Here is a 19,660-nt window from a genome sequence, read left to right as displayed (position 1 = left end):
ACTCGATCTTTATCTCGTATTATTTGGCAATCTTTCCCAGTGAAGGGCTTGGCGCCAGCGCCCGGCGATGCCGGCCGCGTCCTCCATTTGCAATGCCCAACCAGCGTTTCAAACCGCCGGCACCGGCAAGGACAACCGCGATACGGTCACGTTGTACCATCATGCGGTCCGATTAAACAATGCGTCATTGTACCGCAAAGTGATTTTTATGTACTGCATTGCGGTATACCATCGCCGATCTTTGCTGCATTGCAGCGGCGAAGATGAAACGGCAGGCACGCCGAATATTTCTGCCGTCACGATGGTGCGGCAGGCAGACAAATCAGGCGCTGACCTGCCGTGGCGCAAGCCTTTGGCCGTGCAGGCGCCAGCACAGGATCAGGCGGCCGGCTTGCCGACGGAACCGGCGGCCTCGGCTGCAGCCATACCCGTGAATGTCAGATATCGAAGGATCATGTGCAGGCGCACAATGGCGCCTCCGCCGGGCCGGAAACGGCCGCCGGACTCAGCCCGAAGGACGGGATCACATCCACGAAAAAATGCTTGCCAGCCGGTGACTCGGCGGTCTGCGGCACCGGTCTGGCTCCAGACCGGCCAGAAGAGATGGCCCGCCCTGCGGGACAGGGCGGGAAAGGCCCTCCGGTCAGCGGGTGCCCAGTGCCCGCATCACCTTGTCCCGGGCGGCCAGGATGGCCCTCTCCAGCTCCTGCCGCTTGGCCGTGAAGCGCTGCGCCGGCGACGGCGACGACAGGGCATAGATGGTGCCGGCCTTGTCCTGGAACGCGGTGCCGATGCCGCAGATGCCGATGCAGTGCTCTTCGTAATTATAGGCCAGGTGCGTCCGCCGGGCGTCCTGCACCTGGGCCATGATCGTGTCGGCGTCACAGATGCTGTTGGGGGTGCAGCGTTCCAGTTCCCCCCGCAGCAATTGGCGGGCGCGACTGTCCTCCAGCAGCATCAGGCAGGCCTTGCCGTTGGACGTGCAATGCAGCGGCAGCGCCTCCCCGACCAGGAAGGTGGTGCGCAGGGGATGCGTGCCCACGATCTGGTCCAGGAAGACCACCCGGTTCTGGCGCAGGACGGACAGGTTGATGGTCTCGCCGGTGGTTTCGGCGAATTCCTTGAGATGGTCGCGCGCCACCTCGACCACGTCGATGCGCGCGTGGGCGGCCAGGGCCACGATCTCGGGCCCGATGCGCACGCCTCCGGTCGGCGAGGCCGGCATCAGCAGCCCCTCCCCGACCAGGGCGCCAACGATGCGCTGCACCGTCGAGCGCGACAGGCCGGTGCGCTCGGCGATCTGGCCCAGACTCAGGCCCTCGGGCCGGTCGCGCAGCGACCGCAGCACGTTGGCGGCGCGGGAAATGACCTGGATGCCGTCGCTGCGGCGGGTGTTCTCTTCCGTCTCTGACATCGCTTCCGTTTCTGTCTTTTCGAAGCGCGTCCCATCCCTGTGTCCGGGGGTCGTTGCCCCCACCCTGATCTCAGCAGTTCAGGGTCTTGGTTATGCGTGCGCGGTACTCCAGCAGCAGCTCGCCATAAAGCCGCTGCTTCTGCGAGAAGCGGCGGATGGGGGCCGGGATCGAGATCGCCAGATAGCGCCCGAACGGGTCGCAGATGGCGATGCCCACGGCACCGATGTCGGGGGCGTGTTCGCCCCGGTCATAGGCAAGCCGGCTTTCCTTGGCCTCCTCGATCTCCGCCAGCAGCTTCTTCATGTCCTTGACGGGATGATCGGGATGGGCACGCAGGCTCTTCTCGATGACGGCGCGGGCCTCGTTGTCCGGCATCAGCGACAACACCGCCTTGCCATTGGCGGTGCAATGCACGGGAAAGCGCTCGCCCACGGCAGAAATCGCCACCAGGCGCCCGCGCCCCTGCACCTGGTCCATGAACACCATGTCGGCGCCGCGATGCATGGCCAGATCGACGGTTTCCTCCGTCTCCTTGCTGAGGCTGATCAGCATGGGATGCAGGGTCTTGCTGACATCGGTCTCGGCCGACGCCGCCAGCCGCAGGATGGCCGGCCCCAGCCGCACGCGGGCCGACGGGGACGCGGCGATCAGGAAGCCGACATCGGTCAGCGCCGCCACGATCCGCTGCACCGTCGAGCGGGCCAGATCCACCTCCTTGGCGATCTCACCCAGGCTCAGCCCCTCCGGCGACCGCTCGACCGCGTTCAGCACCTTGGCGGCCCGTTCGATGACCTGGATGCCCGCCCGGTCCTGTGTTCTGTTGTGTTCCGTATCCATTCCCGTCTTTCGGCCCTGGTCTTTCGGCCCCGGATCGTCCGCACCCACATCCGGCGGCAGTCCCGCATCCTGATGCAGGTAACCTGTTGACCCGCCATGATCAAGACCGCGATGCGGTGAGAATTGCCGCATCGCGGGCGACAGTGCCCTGGCCGGCCTGGATGCCCACCTTCGCAGGCCGGCAGGCGACCCCGGAGACCGCACGGGCACCGGCGCGCGCTCTCAGAAGCGCAGGGTGAAGGCGCTGCCCCCGCCCTCCGCCGCCGCGGCGCTGATGCTGCCGCCATGGGCCAGCATGACCTGCCGCGCCAGCGACAGGCCGACGCCCGACCCCTCGCGCTTGGTGGTGAAGAAGGGCACGAAGATCTTGTCGGCGATCTCGGGCGGGATGCCGGGGCCGGTATCGGCCACGGTCACCAGCACCCGCCCGGTCTCGTCCAGATGCGCCGTCAGCCGCAGCCGCGGCTCCGGCTGGCCCTGCATGGCCTCCACCGCGTTCTTCATCAGGTTGATCAGCGTCTGCTCCACCAGATCGGCATCGGCCAGCAGTTCCAGCGTCGGCGGCAGGATCAGCACCTCGAAGACGATCCCCTTCTCCGCCAGCGCCGGCCCCATCAGCCGTTGCAGCCGCTCCACCATCTCGCGCAGCCTCAGCCGCTGGAGCTGCGGCCGCGGCACGGCGGTGAACTGGCGGTAGCGCTCGACGAAGCGCAGCAGCCCGTCGCTGCGCCGGGCCACCGTGTCGATGGCCTGTTCGGCGTCGGCCACCTCCTCGCGGAGGTCGGGGCGGTCGGCGACCCGGTCGCGCAGATCCTCCAGCATGGCGCGGGCCGTGCGCGTCAGCGAGGCGACCGGCGTCAGGCTGTTCATCATCTCGTGGGTCAGCACCCGCACCAGATCCTGCCAGGCCCGCACCTCGGTGGCGTCCAGGTCGGCCCCGATATTCTGCAGCGACACCAACAGCCGCGGCTCGCCGGCCAGGGTCAGCTGGGTGGCCGCCACGGTCAGCTGCAGGGCGCCGCCATGCTGGCCGGGGGCCACCCGCAGCAGCTGCCGGGCACCGGGCTTCAGCTCGCGCAGCGCCTCGGCCAGGCTGCGACCGTCGGCGCTGCGCCGGGTCAGGTCCTCCGGCCCCAGCAGCCGGCGGCCGGCATTGTTCAGCAGCCGCACACGCCCGTCCGGCCAGACCTCGGCCAGGGCCACCGGCACATGCTCCAGCACGGCGTTGAGGTAATCGGCCTGTTTCTCCGTATCGGCCCGGGTGGCGCGGAAGCGCTCGGCCACGGCGGTGAAGGCCTCCCCCAGCTCGTCGAAGCCGCCGCCGCGGCCGCGCTGGGCAAAGGTCTGGCTGAAGTCGGAATGGGCGATGGCGGTCAGGAAGCGCGCCAGCTCGCGGTTGGTGGCCGTCACCCGCCGCAGCAGCCCGCCCACCTGGGCCAGGATGGCCAGCCCCAGCAGCAGCGTGGTGGCGCGGTAGTCGGTCCCCACCAGCAGCACGCCCAGCAGCATGGCGCTCAGCGCCAGGAAGGCCACGCGCAGGGTGACATCCAGCTCGAAACGCTTAGAGCCCATGCTTTTCCATCCGGCGGTACAGGCTGGCGCGGGTGATGCCCAGATCGGCGGCGGCGTGGCTGATATTGCCCTGGTGCTTGGTCAGGGCCTTGCGGATGGCCTCGCGCTCCACCGCCTCCAGATCCAGCGTGTCCAGCACCAGGGCGGCAGCGGCCGCGCTGCTGCCCATGGCCGTGACCGGCGGGGCCGGCGTGGGCGCGCCGGCGGGCAGGGAGAAATCCTCCGCCACCAGCGCGTCGCCGCCGGACAGGATCATGGCCCGCTCCACCGCATGGCGCAGGGCGCGCACATTGCCGGGCCAGCGATAGGCCATCAGCCGCCGCAGCGTGTCCGGCTCCACCGGCTTCGGGGCCATGCCGTACTTGCGGGCATAAAGGGCGATGAAATGCTCCAGCAGGGCCGGAATGTCCTCGGCGCGGTCGCGCAAGGGGGGCAGCCGCAGTTCCACCGTGTTGATGCGGTACAGCAGGTCCTGCCGGAACACATCCTCGCGCGCCAGCTGCTCCGGCGGCATGTTGGTGGCGCTGATCAGGCGCACATCGATGGGCACCGGCCTGGTGCCGCCCACCGGCACCACCTGGCGCTGTTCCAGCACGCTCAGCAGCTTGGACTGCAGATGCAGCGGCAGGTTGCCGATCTCGTCCAGGAACAGGGTGCCGCCATCGGCGGCGACCAGCCGGCCCACCCGGTCGTCGCGCGCATCGGTGAAGGCGCCCTTGCGGTGCCCGAACAGCTCGCTCTCGAACAGCGTCTCCGGCACCGCGCCCAGATCGACGGAGACGAAGACCTGTCCGGCCCGGCGGGAGCGGCGGTGCAGCTCGCGGGCGATGACCTCCTTGCCGGTGCCGTTCTCGCCCAGGATCAGCACATTGGCCTCGGTGGGGGCCGCCCGGTCCACCAGCGTGAAGATGCGCTGCATGGCCGGGGAGAGGCCGATCACCGCCTGGGGCGGGGCGTCCAGCGCCGCCGCCAGCCCCTTGGACCGGGTGTCCAGCGCCTGCGCCTGGCGGCGGGAGCGGGTCAGGCGGATGGCGGCGTGCAGGGTGGCCAGCAGCCGCTCGTTCTGCCAGGGCTTCAGCACGAAATCGGCGGCCCCCTGCTTCATCGCCTCCACCGCCGTGCCGACGTCGCCATAGGCCGTCATCAGCACGATGGACAGGCTCGGGTCCTGCTCGGCGATGCGCTTCAGCCAGGCAAAGCCCTCGCGCCCGGTGTTGGCGCCGATGGCGAAGTTCATGTCCAGCAGCACCGCGTCGAAGCCGCCGTCCTTCAGCAGCTGCGGAATACGGTCCGGCCGGGCCTCCGTGTGGCAGGCGATGCCCTCGCGCTTCAGCAGCAGCCGGGCGGCCACCAGGATGTCGGCGTCGTCATCGACGATCAGGATACGACCGGCCGTCTCCATGGGATCTCCCGTCACATACTGGGCAATTGTCCGGAATCGTACAGCGCCGTCCGCGCCGGCGCACGCCCAACCTTGGCGGCACGCCGCCGGACGCCCCCCGCGATCCCGGCGCATGCAGGAGCAATGCCAGCGCAGGGCCGGCGCCGGCGTGCGCGTGACGGCTGGCTTTGCGCGCCGGCACTGTCCGGTTCGACTGTCCGATACCGGACAGTGTCCGCTGACGGACAGTCGTTCTGGTTGTGCGGCCCCAGGAAATCCGGTGTTTCCGGCCTCTGGCACGCGCCTTGCGTTGCTGTCCGGCCATCAGGGACCGATCGGGCCGTCCTGCGCAGGACCCGGCCCGGCGCCAACACGAAGGACCGAGCCATGCCCGCCATCCGCCATCTGCCGCAACCCCTGGGCGACCGCCTGCTGGACCGGATCGTCGCGACCAATCCCGACCTCTGGCTGGCCGGCGCCCTGGTGGCCGTGGCCCTGCCCTGGCTGGGCCGGCTGATCTGACCGCGGCGGCACGGGAGGGGGCAGAGATGGCGATGGACCGGCGCATCGAGAAAACGGGCTGGCGCAAGCACAAGGGCCGCATCCTGGCCGCGGCGGCGGTGGCCCTGCTGGTGGGCGCGGGCAGCGTGGCGGCACTCAATCATGGCGGCGGCGCCACGGTGCGCATCGCCCAGGAGCGGCTGGTGATCTCCACCGTCAACGAAGGCGCGTTCGAGGATTTCATCCCCGTGCGCGGCTCGGTGGAGCCGCTGACCAGCATCTTCCTGGACAGTGTCGAGGGCGGCCGGGTGGAGAAACGCTTCGTCGAGGCCGGGCAGATGGTCAAGGCCGGGCAGCCGCTGCTGGAACTGTCCAACACCGACCTGCAGCTGGAGGTGATCTCGCGCGAGGCGCAGGTGATCGAACAGCTGAACCAGCTGCGCACGGTGGAGCTGGGGCTGGAGACCTCCCGCCTGGAGAACCAGCGCGAGCTGGTGGAGGTGGAGTACCGCCTGACCCAGCTGGGCCGCGCGCTGGAGCGCCGCACGGCGCTGGTGCGCACCAACGCCGTGTCCCAGGCCCAGTTCGACGACACAAAGGACGAGTACGAATACCAGAAGCGGCGTCAGGCCGTGCTGAAGGAACAGCAGCAGGTGACCGACCGGCTGCGCAGCGAGCAGTTCGCCCAGCTGAAGGAGGCGACGACCAAGCTGCAGGACAATCTGGAGTTCACCCGCCACAACCTGGACAACCTCATCGTCAAGGCCCCCGTGGACGGACAGCTGACGGCGCTGGAGGCCGAGATCGGCCAGAACAAGCAGCGGGGCGAGCGGCTGGGCCGCATCGACCGCATGGACGGCTTCAAGGTCGTGGCCCAGGTGGACGAATTCTATCTGCCGCGCCTGTCCCAGGGCCAGTCGGCGGAGGTGGCGATCGGCGGCAGCCCCTTTGTGCTGACCGTGGCCAAGATCTTCCCCCAGGTGCGGGACGGCCAGTTCCGCGTCGATCTGGAGTTCCAGGGCGACGGGCCGAAGGACATCCGGCCGGGTCAGACGCTGCAGCTGCGCCTGAAGCTGGGCGCCACCACCACGGCGCTGCTGATCCCCAACGGGGCCTTCTTCCAGGACACGGGCGGCGACTGGCTGTTCGTGGTCGGTCCCGACGGGCAGTACGCCAGCAAGCGCCGGGTCCAGCTCGGCCGGCGCAACGCCCAGGTCATCGAGGTCCGCAGCGGGCTGGACAAGGGGGAGCGGGTCATCACGTCCGCCTACGGCGACATGGTCCGCATGGACCGCATCCAGTTGCAGTGACCGCCACACGGACGTGGCGGACAGGGACAGGCACCGCCGCCCCGGCACGGGCGGCCAGGAAAAACCGGACATAAGGACGCGAAACCGATGCTGAAACTCGTCAATCTGGTGAAGGCCTACCGCACCGAGGAGGTGGAGACCACGGCCCTGAACGGCGTGAACATCCATGTCCAGACCGGGGAATTCGTGGCGGTCATGGGGCCGTCCGGCTGCGGCAAGTCCTCGCTGCTGAACATCGTCGGCATGCTGGATACGCCCACATCCGGCGAATACTGGTTCAACGGCGAGGAGGTGTCCCGCTACGGCGAGCGCAAGCTGGCCGACATCCGCAAGAAGAACATCGGCTTCATCTTCCAGAGCTTCAACCTCATCGACGAGCTGACGGTGTTCGAGAATGTGGAGCTGGCGCTGCTCTACCACGACATCCCGGCGCGCGAGCGCAAGGCGCGGGTCAAGGAGGCGCTGGAGAAGGTCAAGATCAGCCACCGCGAGGGGCATCTGCCGCAACAGCTCTCCGGCGGTCAGCAGCAGCGCGTCGCCATCGCCCGCGCCGTGGTGGCCCGGCCGCGCATGCTGCTGGCGGACGAACCCACCGGCAACCTGGACAGCGCCAATGGTGACGAGGTCATGCACATGCTGACCGGCCTGAACGCCGAGGGAACGACCATCGTCATGGTCACCCACTCCATGCCGCACGCCCAGTATGCGCGCCGCATCATCAACCTGTTCGACGGACAGGTGGTCGCCGAGAACCTGCGCGCGGCCTGATCGTCCGCGCCACCCGGGGGAGAGGCCTCATGTTCCGCAGCTATCTGACCGTCGCCCTGCGCAATCTGGTCAAGCACAAGCTCTATTCCGCCATCAACATCATCGGTCTGGCCGTGGGGCTGGCCGCTTGCATCCTGATCCTGCTGTTCGTCCGGCACGAGCTGACCTATGACCGTTTCTTCAGCAAGGCGGACCGCATCGCCCAGGTGACGATCTACGCCACCCTGCCGGGGCGCAGCACCGACCATGCGTCCGCGGCCATGCTGCCCTTCGCCGCCGCCTTCAAGCAGGATCACCCCGAGGTGGAGGCCGCGGCCCGGCTGGTGCGGCAGCGTTCCATCGTGCAGCAGGGGGATGTCCAGTTCTTCGAGGACATGCTGCTGGCCGACACGGATTTCCTGCGCATCTTCGACTTCCCCTTCGTGGCCGGCACGCGGGAAACGGCCCTGGATGACCCGTCCGGCGTGGTGCTGACCGAGACGCTGGCCCGGAAATACTTCCAGTCCACCGACGTGCTGGGCCGAACCCTGAGCGTGGACAACAACAAGAGCGTCCATGTCACCGGCGTGATGAAGGACCTGCCCGGCAACACCCAGTTCAAGATTGACATCCTGCTGCCGGTGAATTCGGTGTCCGGTCGCAATCTGCAGGCGCAGGAACAGAACTGGGGCGCGATCTGCTGCTGGACCTATGTGCAGCTGAAGCCGGGCACCGATCTGGCCGCCCTCAATGCCGGGCTCGACGCCTGGATGAAGAAGACGGCCCCCACCTTCAACAGCCCGACCGGCCCCATCGTCCTGGGCGATATCTTCCGCCCGGAGCTGCGGCCGCTGACGAGCGTCCACACCCAGCCGCTGCTGTCCGACATGCGGCCGGGCACCAGCCTGGCCGAGATCTACACCTTCTCCGCCGTGGCTCTGCTGGTGTTGGCCATCGCCAGCATCAATTTCATGAACCTGGCCACCGCCCGTGCCACCCAGCGGGCGCGCGAAGTCAGCGTGCGCAAGGTGGTGGGAGCCAGCCGCGGTCAGATCGTGATGCAGTTCATCGGCGAGTCGGTGCTGCTGACCCTGGTCGGGCTGGTGCTGGCCCTGGCCCTGGTGGAGCTGGTGCTGCCGGGTTACGCCGCCTTCCTGGGCAAGCCGCTGACCTTCGATTACAGCGACCCGTCGCTGCTGGGCCTGTTGCTGGCCCTGGCCGTGCTGGTGGGGGTGGCCGGCGGCGCCTATCCCGCCTTCTTCCTGTCCGGCTTCAATCCGGCCCGCGTGCTGAAGGGCGCGTCCAGTGGTGTCGGTGGCGGCTCGGGCCGGCTGCGCACCGCGCTGGTGGTGGTGCAGTTCGCCATCTCCATCGGGCTGATGGTGGCCACCGCCGTGGTGCATGGGCAGCTGTTGTTCGCCCAGACCAAGGATCTGGGCTATGACCGCGAGAATCTGCTGGTGCTGGATGGCATCGGCCGGCGTGAGATCCGCGACCGCCAGGGTGCCTTCCTCGATGCGCTGCGGGCCGACCCGCATGTGGCCGCCGCCGCCGAAACCGATCTGGTGCCGGGGGATGGGAATGAGAACAACACCAATGTCCGCCTGCCCGGCGGCGACCCCAGCCAGATGATCATCCTGCGCAATGACAGCGTGGGCTTCGACTATGTCCGGACCATGGGGCTGCGCCTCGTCGCCGGCCGCGATTTCGACCGCAACCGCGGCGGTGACCGCATGGTGACGCCGGACTGGCTGCGCAATGGCGAGCAGCGGCCCGCGGGATCGGACCGGGTCACCCTGACCGGGGCGGCGCTGCTGAACGTGGCCGGCGTGCAGCGGTTGGGCTTCGCCACGGCCGAGGCCGCCATCGGCCAGGTGTTCGAGGCCGGCGGCGGCGACGGCACCAGCCTGCGCCTGACCATCGTCGGCGTCGTGGATGATTTCCACTACCGCAGCATCCACGAGGAGATCGCCCCCTCCTACTTCTTCGTCAGCGATGCGCCGTCCGACAGCGCCGTGGTGCGGATCAAGGCCGGGCAGGTACGCGAGGCCCTGGCCGACATCGACCGTCTGTGGCGCGAGATGTACCCGGACATGCCGATCCAGCGCCAGTTCCTGGATGAGCGGCTGCAGGACCTCTATGCGCGCGAACAGAAGACCAGCCAGATGTTCGCCGCCTTCTCCGGTCTGGCCATCATCATCGCCTGTCTGGGGCTGTTCGGGCTGGCCAGCTTCACCGCGGCCCGGCGCACCAAGGAGATCGGCCTGCGCAAGGTGCTGGGGGCCGGGGTGCCCGACATCGTCCGCCTGCTGGTCTGGCAGTTCAGCAAGCCGGTGCTGCTGGCCAACCTCATCGCCTGGCCACTGGCCTGGTGGGGGCTGGAACACTGGCTGCGGAGCTTCGCCTACCGCATCGACCTCGACCCGGTGCTGTTCGTCGGCGCCGGAGCGGCGGCGCTGGGCATCGCCTGGCTGACGGTGGGGCTGCATGCGGCCCGGGTGGCCCAGGCCAGGCCGGTGACGGCGCTGCGCTACGAATGACGCCAAAGGCCGACGGGCGCGCGTCGGCCGGCAGAGGGAGATTGGACAATGCTGAGGAACTGGCTGATCGTGGCGATCCGCAGCCTGCTGCGCCACCGGCTCTATACCGCCATCAATGTGCTGGGGCTGGCGGCCGGACTGACGGCGGCGCTGCTGATCGCCCTCTTCGTCCGTCATGAACTGTCCTATGACAGCCAGTATCCCGACGCCGGCTGCATCTGGCGGCTGGACCGGACCGAACTGGTGGCCGGGCGGGCACCCGAACCCACGGCATCGCAGTCCATGCCCATGGGGCCGGCCATCGCCGCCCACTTCCCCGAGGTGGAGCAGATGGTCCGCGTTGGCCGCACGCGGGAGATCGTGCGCCGCGGCGCCGACAGCCTGTACCAGATGGTGACCGCGGTCGATCCCGCCTTCTTCCAGCTGTTTCCCATGCCGTTCCTGGCCGGCGACCCGGCGACGGCGCTGGCGCAGCCCAACACCGCCGTGCTGAGCCGCAGCCTGGCCGAAAAGCTCTATGGCCGCACCGACATCCTGGGCCGGCCCCTGGAACTGGCCGGTGGCCGGGTGCTGACGGTGACCGGGGTCGTGCTGGACCCGCCCTCGAACACCACGCTGCAACCGGAGTTTCTCACCGCCATCGACACGCCGGTCGGGCAGTTCGCAGCCAACCGGGAGAACTGGAACTCCAACTTCCTCAACGTCTATCTGCTGCTGAAGCCGGGGACGGACGGCGCCGCCCTGGACCGCGCCTTCCCCGACTTCCTGCGTCTGGTCCGTCCCGACCAGGCCGATGCCGAACAGCGCGGCGACGGCGTGGCCCTGTCGCTGCACGCCCTGCGCGACCTGCATGTGCGGCCGCTGCCGGGCGAGGACGGCACACCCCTGGCCGTGCTGGCCGGGCTGACCGCCCTGGCCGGGGTGATCCTGGCCATCGCCGCCATCAATTTCGTCAATCTGGCCACGGCCCGCGCCACGCAGCGGGCGCGCGAAGTCGCCCTGCGCAAGACCCTGGGGGCCAGCCGCGGGCTGATCATGATCCAGTTCCTGGGGGAATCGCTGCTGCTGACCCTGTTCGCCGGGCTGCTGTCCCTGGCCCTGGTCGAGCTGTTGCTGCCGCCCTTCCTGACTGCGCTCGACATGCGCATGGACCCGGCCTTCCACACCATGGGCGGCATGGCCGCCATGGCGGCCGGGCTGGTGCTGCTGCTGGGATTGGCCGGCGGCGCCTATCCCGCCCTGGTCCTGTCCGGCTTCCGTCCGGCGGAAGTGTTACGGGGCAATGGCCGCATGGTCGGCGGCAGCCGCCTGCGCGCGGTGCTGGTGGTGCTGCAATTCAGTGTGGCCATCGGCCTGTCGGTGGCCACGCTGGTGGTGTGGGAGCAGACCCGGTTCGCCAGCACCCAGCGGCTGGGCTTCGACCAGGAGAATGTCGTGCTGCTGCGCGAGGTGGACAATCCCGGCGTCGCTCCCCGGCTGGAGGCGCTGAAGACCCGCCTGCGGGCCGATCCCGGCGTGCTGTCGGTGGCCGGTGCGCCCTGGGCCCCGTCCGACAGTTCGGAGCGCACCTCCACCTTCGTCGATCCGGAAACGGGGAAGGACGTGACCATCCGCACGGAGCCGGTGGATTTCGGCTATTTTGAAACATTGCGCGCACGCGTCCTGGCCGGGCGCGGCTTTGATGAGGCCCGGTCCACCGACCGTCTGCCCCAGGACGTCCCCGGTGCGGCCCCGGTCACGGGCCGCGCCGCCGCCACGGTGCTGTCACGGGCGGCGGTGCGCCGGCTGGGCTGGCCCGACGCCGACGCGGCCATCGGCCGGACGCTGACCTATCCGTCCGATGGCGGCGATATCGCCCTGACCGTCATCGGGGTGGTGGACGATCTCCAGTACAAATCGGCCCGCAGCGCCACGGTGCCGACCATCTATCTGGCCGCGCCGGAGGAAGCCGGAACCCTGCTGGTGCGGGTGGCCGCCGGGGCCGTGCCGGGCGTGCTGGAGCGCATCGACGGCCTCTGGCGCACGCTGATGCCCGATGTGCCGCTGCGCCGCCACTTCCTCGACGACCGCATCGGCCAGCTCTATGCCGCCGACCAGCGGCAGGCGCGCGTGTTCGGCGGCTTCGCCGGACTGGCCGTGCTCATCGCCTGCCTGGGGCTCTATGGACTGGCCGCCTTCACCGCCCAGCGGCGCACCAAGGAGATCGGCGTGCGCAAGGTGCTGGGGGCCGGCGTGCCCGACATCGTCCGCCTGCTGGTCTGGCAGTTCTCGCAGCCCGTGCTGGTGGCCAACCTCATCGCCTGGCCCCTGGCCTGGATCGGCCTGTCGCAGTGGCTGGAAGGCTTCGCCTACCGCATCGACCTCAACCCGGCCCTGTTCCTGGCCGCCGGTGCCGCGGCGCTGCTCATCGCCTGGATCACCGTGGCCGGCCATGCCGCCCGCGTCGCCGCCCAGAAGCCGGTGACGGCCCTGCGCTACGAATGACCGGCAGCATGAATGACCGGCAGGGGGCGGGCGGGACGGGCCGCCCCCTGCTCCCCCTCTACCAGCCAAGGTCTTATTGACGTTTACGTAAAGGGTATGGATAGTTCCATCTCGATCCCCGCCGCTGTCGCGGCAGGACCGCGACAACAGGACCCGGCCCATGCCCCTGCCTCCCCCCGACTGCGCCCGTGAGCATCTGCACACCCGCACGGTCACCTGCACCGGGTACCGGCGCACCGACGGGCTGTGGGACATCGAGGGCCACATCACCGACCAGAAGACCTACGGTTTCGACAGCCAGGCGCGGGGCCGGCTGGCGCCGGGCGACTTCGTCCACGACATGTGGATCAGGCTGACCGTGGACAGCCAGTTCGTGGTGCAGGCCGTGGCCGCCGTGACCGACGCCTCGCCCTTCGCCATGTGCCCCGCCATCACCCCGAACTTCCAGCGCCTTGTCGGCCTGCGCATCGCCAGCGGCTGGACCGCCGCGGTGAAAGAGCGGCTGGGCGGCATCGAGGGCTGCACCCATCTGGTGGAGCTGCTGGGGCCGGTGGCCACCACCACGTTCCAGACCATCGCCCCCGTGCTGGAACGCGAGGCGCGCGACCGCCGCAAGGCGGCGGCGGCACTGGGGGAACCGCCCGCACCGCAGCGCCGGCCGGTGCTGCTGAACACCTGCCACAGCTTCGCCAGCGACAGTCCGGTGGTGAAGCAGGCCTGGCCCGACTTCTACACGGGTCCGCGTGACGAGGCCGGCCCCACCGGCCGCCCCAGCGGCCGGGACGCATAGGCCCCGTCCTCGCCGCCGGATGCGAACACGGCGGCCACCACATCGGCTCCCGCCCCGTGCCCGGCCTGCCGGTGTCCCTCGGGCGTGGCCGCCGTGCGGTAGTAGGCCAGCAGGAACACGCGGATCGCCGCCGTCAGCGAGGCGGGACCGGGCTTGTGCCGGGCGATCTCCGAACAGACCTCGTGGACGGAGCGCCCCTCGCGGGCACAGATATCCAGCAGCGCCTGCCACATCTCCTCTTCCATCCGCACGCTGGTGCGCTGGTCGAGCACGGTGACATTGCGGATGGACAGGCTGCTGTCGCCGGGGGCGGCCTCGGTGGAAAAGCGTTTGGAACGGGGCGGCATGAGGCGGCTTCCTTCCCTGCACGGTGTCACGATTATCGGTCATCCGGCCAAACCCGGCCGGCCCGGCATATATCGATATGCTAGTTATATGACTCTTTCAATCGTTTTCCGCGCAACCGCCCTCTCCCGGCCGCCCCCCGAATCCCCTGTCAGTGCGCGGATTCCCGCGCCGTGTCCTCGGCCGGGGTCAGCGTGCGCAGCTGCAATGCATGAACCCGCTCCGCCAGCTCCGATCGCAGAAGGTCATAGACCAGCCGCTGCCGGGCCACCGGCGTCTTTCCCGCGAAGGCCGCGGAGACAACCTCGACGATGAAATGCGTCTCGCCCGCGGCATGGGCGCCGGCATGGCCGGCATGGCGGTGGGAGACGTCCTTGACGCGCAGGCGGGTGGGGGCCAGGGCCTCGGTCAGTTTCGTTTCGATACGGGCGGCATAGGACATCGGCGGTTCCCTTGTCGCGGGAGGGGGACAGACCTGCAGATGAAGCGTCCCGCCTTGCGGCCATCCGGCGCTTAACTGCCAGCTCCACAAGTAGAGACAGTCCATGCCCGATGCCAGCCCCGTTTCGCCCGCCGCCGCCCGCACAGCGGAGACGACGGCGGCCATCCCGCCAGCGTCGGCCCCCTTGGGCCGCGCCGCCGCCGTGATCCTGCTGGGACTGGTGGTGCTGCTCTGGGGCGGCAACTGGCCGGTCATGAAGACGGCGCTGCGGGACATGCCGCCCGTGTCCTTTGCCGCCAGCCGCATGATCCTGGGCATGGTCACCATGTTCATCGTGGCCGCCGCCGCGGGCCAGTTGCGCCTGCCCTCGCGCCATGACCGGCCCATCGTCATCTGGGTCGGACTGCTGCAGATGGCCACCTTCCTGCTCTGCATCAGCATCGCCCTGCAGCATGTGCCCGCCGGCCGCTCGGCCATCCTGTCCTACACCACGCCGCTCTGGGTCGTGCCCATGGCCGTGGTGGTCCTGGGCGAGCGGCTGACGCGGCTGAAGGCCGGCGGTCTGGTCCTGGGGCTGGCCGGCGTGGCCGTGCTGTTCAACCCGGCGGCCTTCGACTGGACCGATCCGCAGGTGCTGCTGGGCAACGGCCTGCTGCTGCTGGCGGCGCTGGCCTGGGCCATCAACATGGTCCAGGTGCGCGGCCACCGCTGGGAGGGCACGCCGCTGTCGCTGGCGCCCTGGCAGATGCTGGTGGCCGTGGCGGTGCTGCTGCCGGCGGCGCTGCTGCTGGAGGATGTGCGGGAGGTCCACTGGACCGGATCGCTGCTGGGCTGCCTGCTCTACAACGGCCCCATCGCCACGGCCTTCTGCTTTTGGGCGGTGGTCAGCGTCAACCGGGCGCTGCCGGCCATCACCATGTCGCTGTCGACCCTGGCCTCCCCCATGGTCGGCCTGCTGGTCAGCAGCTGGTGGCTGGGCGAGGCGCTGACCCTGTCGAACCTGTCGGGCCTCGGCCTGATCGCCGGCGGTCTGGTGCTGGTGGCACTGGCCGACCGCCGTCGCTGAACCGAACCTTCATCTCCCGCCGCCTTGCCTCCGGCCCGGCGCCCCCCCATACTCCGACGATGCACAGGAACAAGCCCGATCTCTCCTTCGACTTCCGTGAAAAGCCGCGCGGCGCGCTGCGCGCCTGCGATCATCCGGGCTGCGCGGAATCCGGGGAATACCGGGCGCCCAAGGGCCGGCAGTCCCTCAATGAATATTGGTGGTTCTGCCTGGAGCATGTGCGGGAATACAACCGGTCCTGGGACTTCTATGCCGGCATGAGCCAGGACGAGATCGAGCGGGCCGTCCGCCACGACACCACCTGGCAGCGCCCCACCTGGCCCATGGGCAACTGGCGCACCCGCGAACGGGTCATGCGCGACAAGCTGTTCACCGGCGGCTTCGCCTTCGGCGCCGACTGGGGGGAGGAGCGCCCGCAGGAGCCCCCCCGCGCCCGGCCGCGCACACCGGAGGAGGAGGCGCTGGCCGTGCTGGACCTGCCCGCCGGCAGCGACTTCGCCACGGTCAAGACCCGTTACCGCCAATTGGCGAAAAAACACCACCCGGACGCGAACGGTGGTAGCAAAGAGGCCGAAGAACGGTTGAAGCGGATCAACCAGGCCTATAACACCCTGAAGGGCAGCTTCGGACCGGGATAAGCACCGGCGGCACCCGGACGTGAACGACAGCAGGCAGACGGATAGATGGCAGCGGATATGGCGACCAGCAGCACGGCCCCCCACCACGAATTGCCCGACATCACGGTCTCGGCGCGCGATGTCTTCGGCATCGACACCGACATGAAGGTGCCGGCCTTCTCCGCCCCGTCGGAGCATGTGCCGGAGGTGGACCGGGCCTATCGTTTCGATCCCGAGACGACCATGGCCATCCTGGCCGGCTTCGCCTACAACCGCCGCGTCATGATCCAGGGCTATCACGGCACCGGCAAGTCGACCCATATCGAGCAGGTGGCGGCCCGGCTGAACTGGCCCTGCATCCGCGTCAACCTGGACAGCCACATCAGCCGCATCGACCTCATCGGCAAGGACGCCATCGTCCTGCGCGACGGCAAGCAGGTGACGGAATACCGCGAGGGTATCCTGCCCTGGGCGTTGCAGCATGCCTGCGCCATCGTCTTCGACGAATATGACGCCGGCCGCCCGGACGTGATGTTCGTGATCCAGCGCGTGCTGGAGGTGGAGGGCAAGCTGACCCTGCTGGACCAGAACAAGGTCATCCGCCCGCATCCGGCCTTCCGCCTGTTCGCCACCGCCAACACCATCGGCCTGGGCGACACCACCGGCCTCTATCACGGCACCCAGCAGATCAACCAGGGCCAGATGGACCGGTGGAACATCGTCTCCACCCTGAACTATCTGCCCCACGACCAGGAGACCCGCATCATCCTGGCCAAGGTGCCGAGCTACGACACCGAGGAGAAGCGCGGGCTGGTCGCCAGCATGGTGCGGCTGGCCGACCTCACCCGCTCCGGCTTCATCGCCGGTGACATCAGCACGGTGATGAGCCCGCGCACCGTCATCACCTGGGCCCAGAATGCCGAGATCTTCGGCGGCGACCTCGCCTTCGCCTTCAAGCTCAGCTTCTTCAACAAGTGCGACGAGGTCGAACGCCCCACCGTGGCCGAGTACTTCCAGCGCTGCTTCGGCAAGGACCTTCCCCAGACCGGCGGGCCCATGTCGATGGGCTAAGGGGGCAGGCCCGGCTTCCGACAAGACCGCGGCACGCACGGACACGCACGACCCCACCACATGACACCGCGGGCTGACAGGATCGATGGTCACCGACGACGCGGACAGGAACAGCGGACAAACACGGACATCCTCCCTTGCCCCGTTGGGCAAGGGAGGATGCCATCACAGGGGCGGTCATCGGCGCAGCCTGCGCGGTTTGCCGGCCCCTGGGCGTGGGCTTCGTCGAAGCGGTCTATCCGCGCGCAGTGGCTGTGGCGATCCGGAGCAGGGGCCTCGCCGTCGACCAGGCGCTGGCATTCCCCGTGCGCGCCATGGGGATGGTGGCTGGAAGTCACAAAGCCGATCTCGTCGTCGAGCAGACGGTGATCGTCGAGACCAAGGCAGCCCGCGGCTTTTCGGAAGCGCATGTGCGCAGACCCTCACTTATCTGCGCGCCAGCGGATTGCGTGTCGGCCTGCTGTTCAATTCCGGTCTTGTGCGTGTCGCCGTCAGACGTGTGCTTCTGTGATGCGTGTCCGTCCGTGGTCGATGTCCGTGTCTTCCGTGTTCTGATGTGATCCCTTTCCGGGGACAGGAGTTCCGCCCAGCATGACCCAGGAATCCCCCCTCGAGGCTTTCAAGCGCGCCACCTCGGCCACGGTGCGGGCCATCGCCGAGAAGTCGGACCTGTCCATCGGCTTCTCCGCCGAGCCGCCGGGCGTCTCCGGCGCGCGGGTGCGGGTGCCGCTGCCGCCGCGCGACCTCAACGCCAAGGATGTGGCCACGGTGCGCGGCGCGGCGGACGCCGCCGCCCTGCGGCTGCGCCACCACGATCCGGTCGTGCATGCCAACCGCATGCCCCTGGCCGAGCAGGCGCGCCAGGCCTACGAGGCGCTGGAGCAGGCGCGGGTGGAGGCCATCGGCGCCACCCAGATGGCCGGCGTCGCCGCCAATCTGGGCGCGTCGCTGGAGGAGAAGTACCGCCGCCAGGGTTTCGACCGCATCACCGACCGGGCGCAGGTGCCGCTGGCCGACGCCCTGCGCCTGCTGGCGCGCGAGGCCATGACCGGCAGCGCCCCGCCCCCCTCCGCCGCCCCGGCCGTCGATCTCTGGCGCGACTGGGTGGAGGAGAAGCTGGTGGGCAAGCTGGGTGACCTGACCCGGGTCATGCAGAACCAGGACGCCTATGCCCGCACGGTGCGCCGCCTGCTCTCCGATCTCGACATGGAGGTGGGCACCGACGCCGAGAGCGAGGAGCGCGACGACAACCAGGACCAGGCCGACAGCCCGGAGCAGCAGGACAGCCGCGAGCAGCAGAGCGACGCCGGCGAACAGCCCAGCGACGGCCGCCAGCAGACCAGCAGCACCGAGCAGCGCCAGCAACAGCAGCAGGAAGCCGCCGAGGGCGAGGGCGAGGAGCGGGACGGCGAGGCGGCCGAGGGCGAGGGCAGCGAGGAACCGGGCGAGCCCGGCACGCCCCGGCGCAGCGACCGCTACCGCAACGAGCCGGACAGCAGCGGCTACAAGCCCTTCACCACCGCCTTCGACGAGGTGGTGGACGCCGCCGACCTGTGCGACCCGGACGAGCTGGCGCGCCTGCGCCTGTTGCTGGACCAGCAGCTTCAGCATCTGCACGGCGTCATCGCCAAGCTGGCCAACCGGCTGCAACGGCGCCTGATGGCCAAACAGACGCGCTCCTGGGAATTCGACCTGGAAGAGGGCATGCTGGACGCCGCCCGGCTGGCGCGCGTGGTCATCAATCCGATGACGCCGCTGTCCTTCAAGCGCGAGAACGAAACCGATTTCCGCGACACCGTGGTGACGCTGCTGCTGGACAATTCCGGCTCCATGCGCGGCCGGCCCATCACCATCGCCGCCATGAGCGCCGACATCCTGTCGCGCACGCTGGAGCGCTGCGGGGTCAAGGTCGAGATCCTGGGCTTCACCACCCGGGCCTGGAAGGGCGGGCAGAGCCGCGAGCGCTGGATCCAGGCGGGCAAGCCGCTGAATCCCGGCCGCCTCAACGATCTGCGCCACATCGTCTACAAATCCGCCGACGCCCCCATGCGCCGCGCCCGCAAGAATCTGGGCCTGATGCTGCGCGAGGGCGTGCTGAAGGAGAACATCGACGGCGAGGCCCTGCTCTGGGCCCATCAGCGCCTGATCGGCCGGCCGGAACAGCGCCGCATCCTCATGGTCATCAGCGACGGGGCGCCGGTGGATGACAGCACGCTGTCGGTCAACAGCGGCAACTATCTGGAACGGCACCTGCGGCAGGTCATCGAGTATATCGAGACACGCAGCCCAGTGGAGCTGGTGGCCATCGGCATCGGCCACGATGTCACCCGCTATTACCGCCGCGCCGTCACCATCATCGACGCCGAGCAGCTGGGCGGCACCATGATGGAGAAGCTGGCCGAGCTGTTCGACGAGGACGACCGCCCACGCGCGCCGTCACTGGCCGGCAACGGCCGCACCGGCGCTCCCGGCAGCGGGTTCAGTGGCGGTTTCAGCAGCGGGTTTAGCGCTAGCACCGCCGCCCGGCGGATCTAGGGACGGG

At 69.1% G+C, this 19,660-nt stretch carries 17 protein-coding genes; 11 read left to right on the top strand and 6 right to left on the bottom strand.

Annotated elements, in window-relative coordinates; all coding sequences use genetic code 11:
* Positions 1 to 643: 643 nt before the first annotated feature.
* The 4 genes from DK368_RS17380 to DK368_RS17365 form a co-directional block, all read right to left on the bottom strand.
* Positions 644 to 1,414, bottom strand: coding sequence for an IclR family transcriptional regulator domain-containing protein (locus tag DK368_RS17380; RefSeq protein WP_114395243.1), 771 nt, complete (start codon positions 1,412 to 1,414; stop codon positions 644 to 646).
* 70 nt (positions 1,415 to 1,484) lie between these two features.
* Positions 1,485 to 2,252, bottom strand: coding sequence for an IclR family transcriptional regulator (locus tag DK368_RS17375; protein WP_162306080.1), 768 nt, complete (start codon positions 2,250 to 2,252; stop codon positions 1,485 to 1,487).
* Between the two features lie 222 nt (positions 2,253 to 2,474).
* The gene (locus DK368_RS17370; protein ID WP_114395241.1) at positions 2,475 to 3,824 is read right to left on the bottom strand and encodes a sensor histidine kinase; all 1,350 of its coding nucleotides are present in this window, start codon (positions 3,822 to 3,824) and stop codon (positions 2,475 to 2,477) included.
* Positions 3,814 to 5,226: a sigma-54-dependent transcriptional regulator gene (locus DK368_RS17365; RefSeq protein WP_114395240.1), complete on the bottom strand. Its 1,413-nt coding sequence runs from the start codon at positions 5,224 to 5,226 to the stop codon at positions 3,814 to 3,816. Before DK368_RS17365 ends, DK368_RS17370 begins: the two co-directional genes overlap by 11 nt.
* A 366-nt stretch (positions 5,227 to 5,592) precedes the next feature.
* Between DK368_RS17365 and DK368_RS22325 the strand changes: the two genes are divergently transcribed.
* From DK368_RS22325 to DK368_RS17340, 6 genes are all read left to right on the top strand, one after another.
* Entirely contained in the window at positions 5,593 to 5,727 is a 135-nt protein-coding gene (locus DK368_RS22325; RefSeq protein ID WP_275668533.1) for a hypothetical protein, read from the top strand.
* Positions 5,728 to 5,753: 26 nt separating this feature from the next.
* On the top strand, positions 5,754 to 7,016 hold the full coding sequence (locus tag DK368_RS17360; RefSeq protein WP_114395239.1) for an efflux RND transporter periplasmic adaptor subunit: 1,263 nt from the start codon (positions 5,754 to 5,756) through the stop codon (positions 7,014 to 7,016).
* 87 nt (positions 7,017 to 7,103) lie between these two features.
* Positions 7,104 to 7,784: an ABC transporter ATP-binding protein gene (locus tag DK368_RS17355; RefSeq protein ID WP_114395238.1), complete on the top strand. Its 681-nt coding sequence runs from the start codon at positions 7,104 to 7,106 to the stop codon at positions 7,782 to 7,784.
* A 29-nt stretch (positions 7,785 to 7,813) separates the two neighbouring features.
* Positions 7,814 to 10,303 carry an ABC transporter permease gene (locus DK368_RS17350; RefSeq protein ID WP_114395237.1) on the top strand — a complete coding sequence of 830 codons (2,490 nt, stop codon included), beginning with the start codon at positions 7,814 to 7,816 and terminating at the stop codon, positions 10,301 to 10,303.
* A gap of 48 nt (positions 10,304 to 10,351) precedes the next feature.
* Complete coding sequence (locus tag DK368_RS17345; protein ID WP_114395236.1) at positions 10,352 to 12,787, top strand: ABC transporter permease; 2,436 nt, start codon at positions 10,352 to 10,354, stop codon at positions 12,785 to 12,787.
* Positions 12,788 to 12,947: 160 nt separating this feature from the next.
* On the top strand, positions 12,948 to 13,577 hold the full coding sequence (locus DK368_RS17340; protein WP_114395235.1) for a DUF2889 domain-containing protein: 630 nt from the start codon (positions 12,948 to 12,950) through the stop codon (positions 13,575 to 13,577).
* Here the strand turns inward: DK368_RS17340 and DK368_RS17335 are convergent.
* Both DK368_RS17335 and DK368_RS17330 read right to left on the bottom strand, forming a co-directional pair.
* Positions 13,517 to 13,924: a ribbon-helix-helix domain-containing protein gene (locus DK368_RS17335; RefSeq protein WP_114395234.1), complete on the bottom strand. Its 408-nt coding sequence runs from the start codon at positions 13,922 to 13,924 to the stop codon at positions 13,517 to 13,519. The genes DK368_RS17340 and DK368_RS17335 overlap by 61 nt on opposite strands.
* Before the next feature lie 149 nt (positions 13,925 to 14,073).
* Complete coding sequence (locus tag DK368_RS17330; RefSeq protein ID WP_114395233.1) at positions 14,074 to 14,364, bottom strand: BolA family protein; 291 nt, start codon at positions 14,362 to 14,364, stop codon at positions 14,074 to 14,076.
* Between the two features lie 103 nt (positions 14,365 to 14,467).
* Between DK368_RS17330 and DK368_RS17325 the strand changes: the two genes are divergently transcribed.
* The 5 genes from DK368_RS17325 (at position 14,468) to cobT (ending at position 19,653) form a co-directional block, all read left to right on the top strand.
* On the top strand, positions 14,468 to 15,430 hold the full coding sequence (locus DK368_RS17325) for a DMT family transporter (protein WP_240002550.1): 963 nt from the start codon (positions 14,468 to 14,470) through the stop codon (positions 15,428 to 15,430).
* Between the two features lie 59 nt (positions 15,431 to 15,489).
* Entirely contained in the window at positions 15,490 to 16,068 is a 579-nt protein-coding gene (locus DK368_RS17320; protein WP_114395232.1) for a J domain-containing protein, read from the top strand.
* Between the two features lie 45 nt (positions 16,069 to 16,113).
* Positions 16,114 to 17,118 (top strand): cobaltochelatase subunit CobS, encoded by a 1,005-nt coding sequence (cobS, locus tag DK368_RS17315; RefSeq protein WP_114395231.1) that lies wholly within the window; start codon positions 16,114 to 16,116, stop codon positions 17,116 to 17,118.
* Between the two features lie 215 nt (positions 17,119 to 17,333).
* Entirely contained in the window at positions 17,334 to 17,678 is a 345-nt protein-coding gene (locus DK368_RS17310) for a GxxExxY protein (RefSeq protein WP_240002549.1), read from the top strand.
* A 31-nt stretch (positions 17,679 to 17,709) separates the two neighbouring features.
* Positions 17,710 to 19,653 (top strand): cobaltochelatase subunit CobT, encoded by a 1,944-nt coding sequence (gene cobT / locus DK368_RS17305; protein WP_114395229.1) that lies wholly within the window; start codon positions 17,710 to 17,712, stop codon positions 19,651 to 19,653.
* The last annotated feature ends 7 nt before the right edge of the window (positions 19,654 to 19,660 follow it).

Origin of the sequence: Oleisolibacter albus (assembly GCF_003336875.1) — a bacterium.
Lineage (GTDB): Bacteria > Pseudomonadota > Alphaproteobacteria > Azospirillales > Azospirillaceae > Niveispirillum > Niveispirillum album.
The sequence above is the reverse complement of the archived record's forward strand: the minus strand, read 5'-3'. Positions and strand labels throughout refer to the sequence as shown.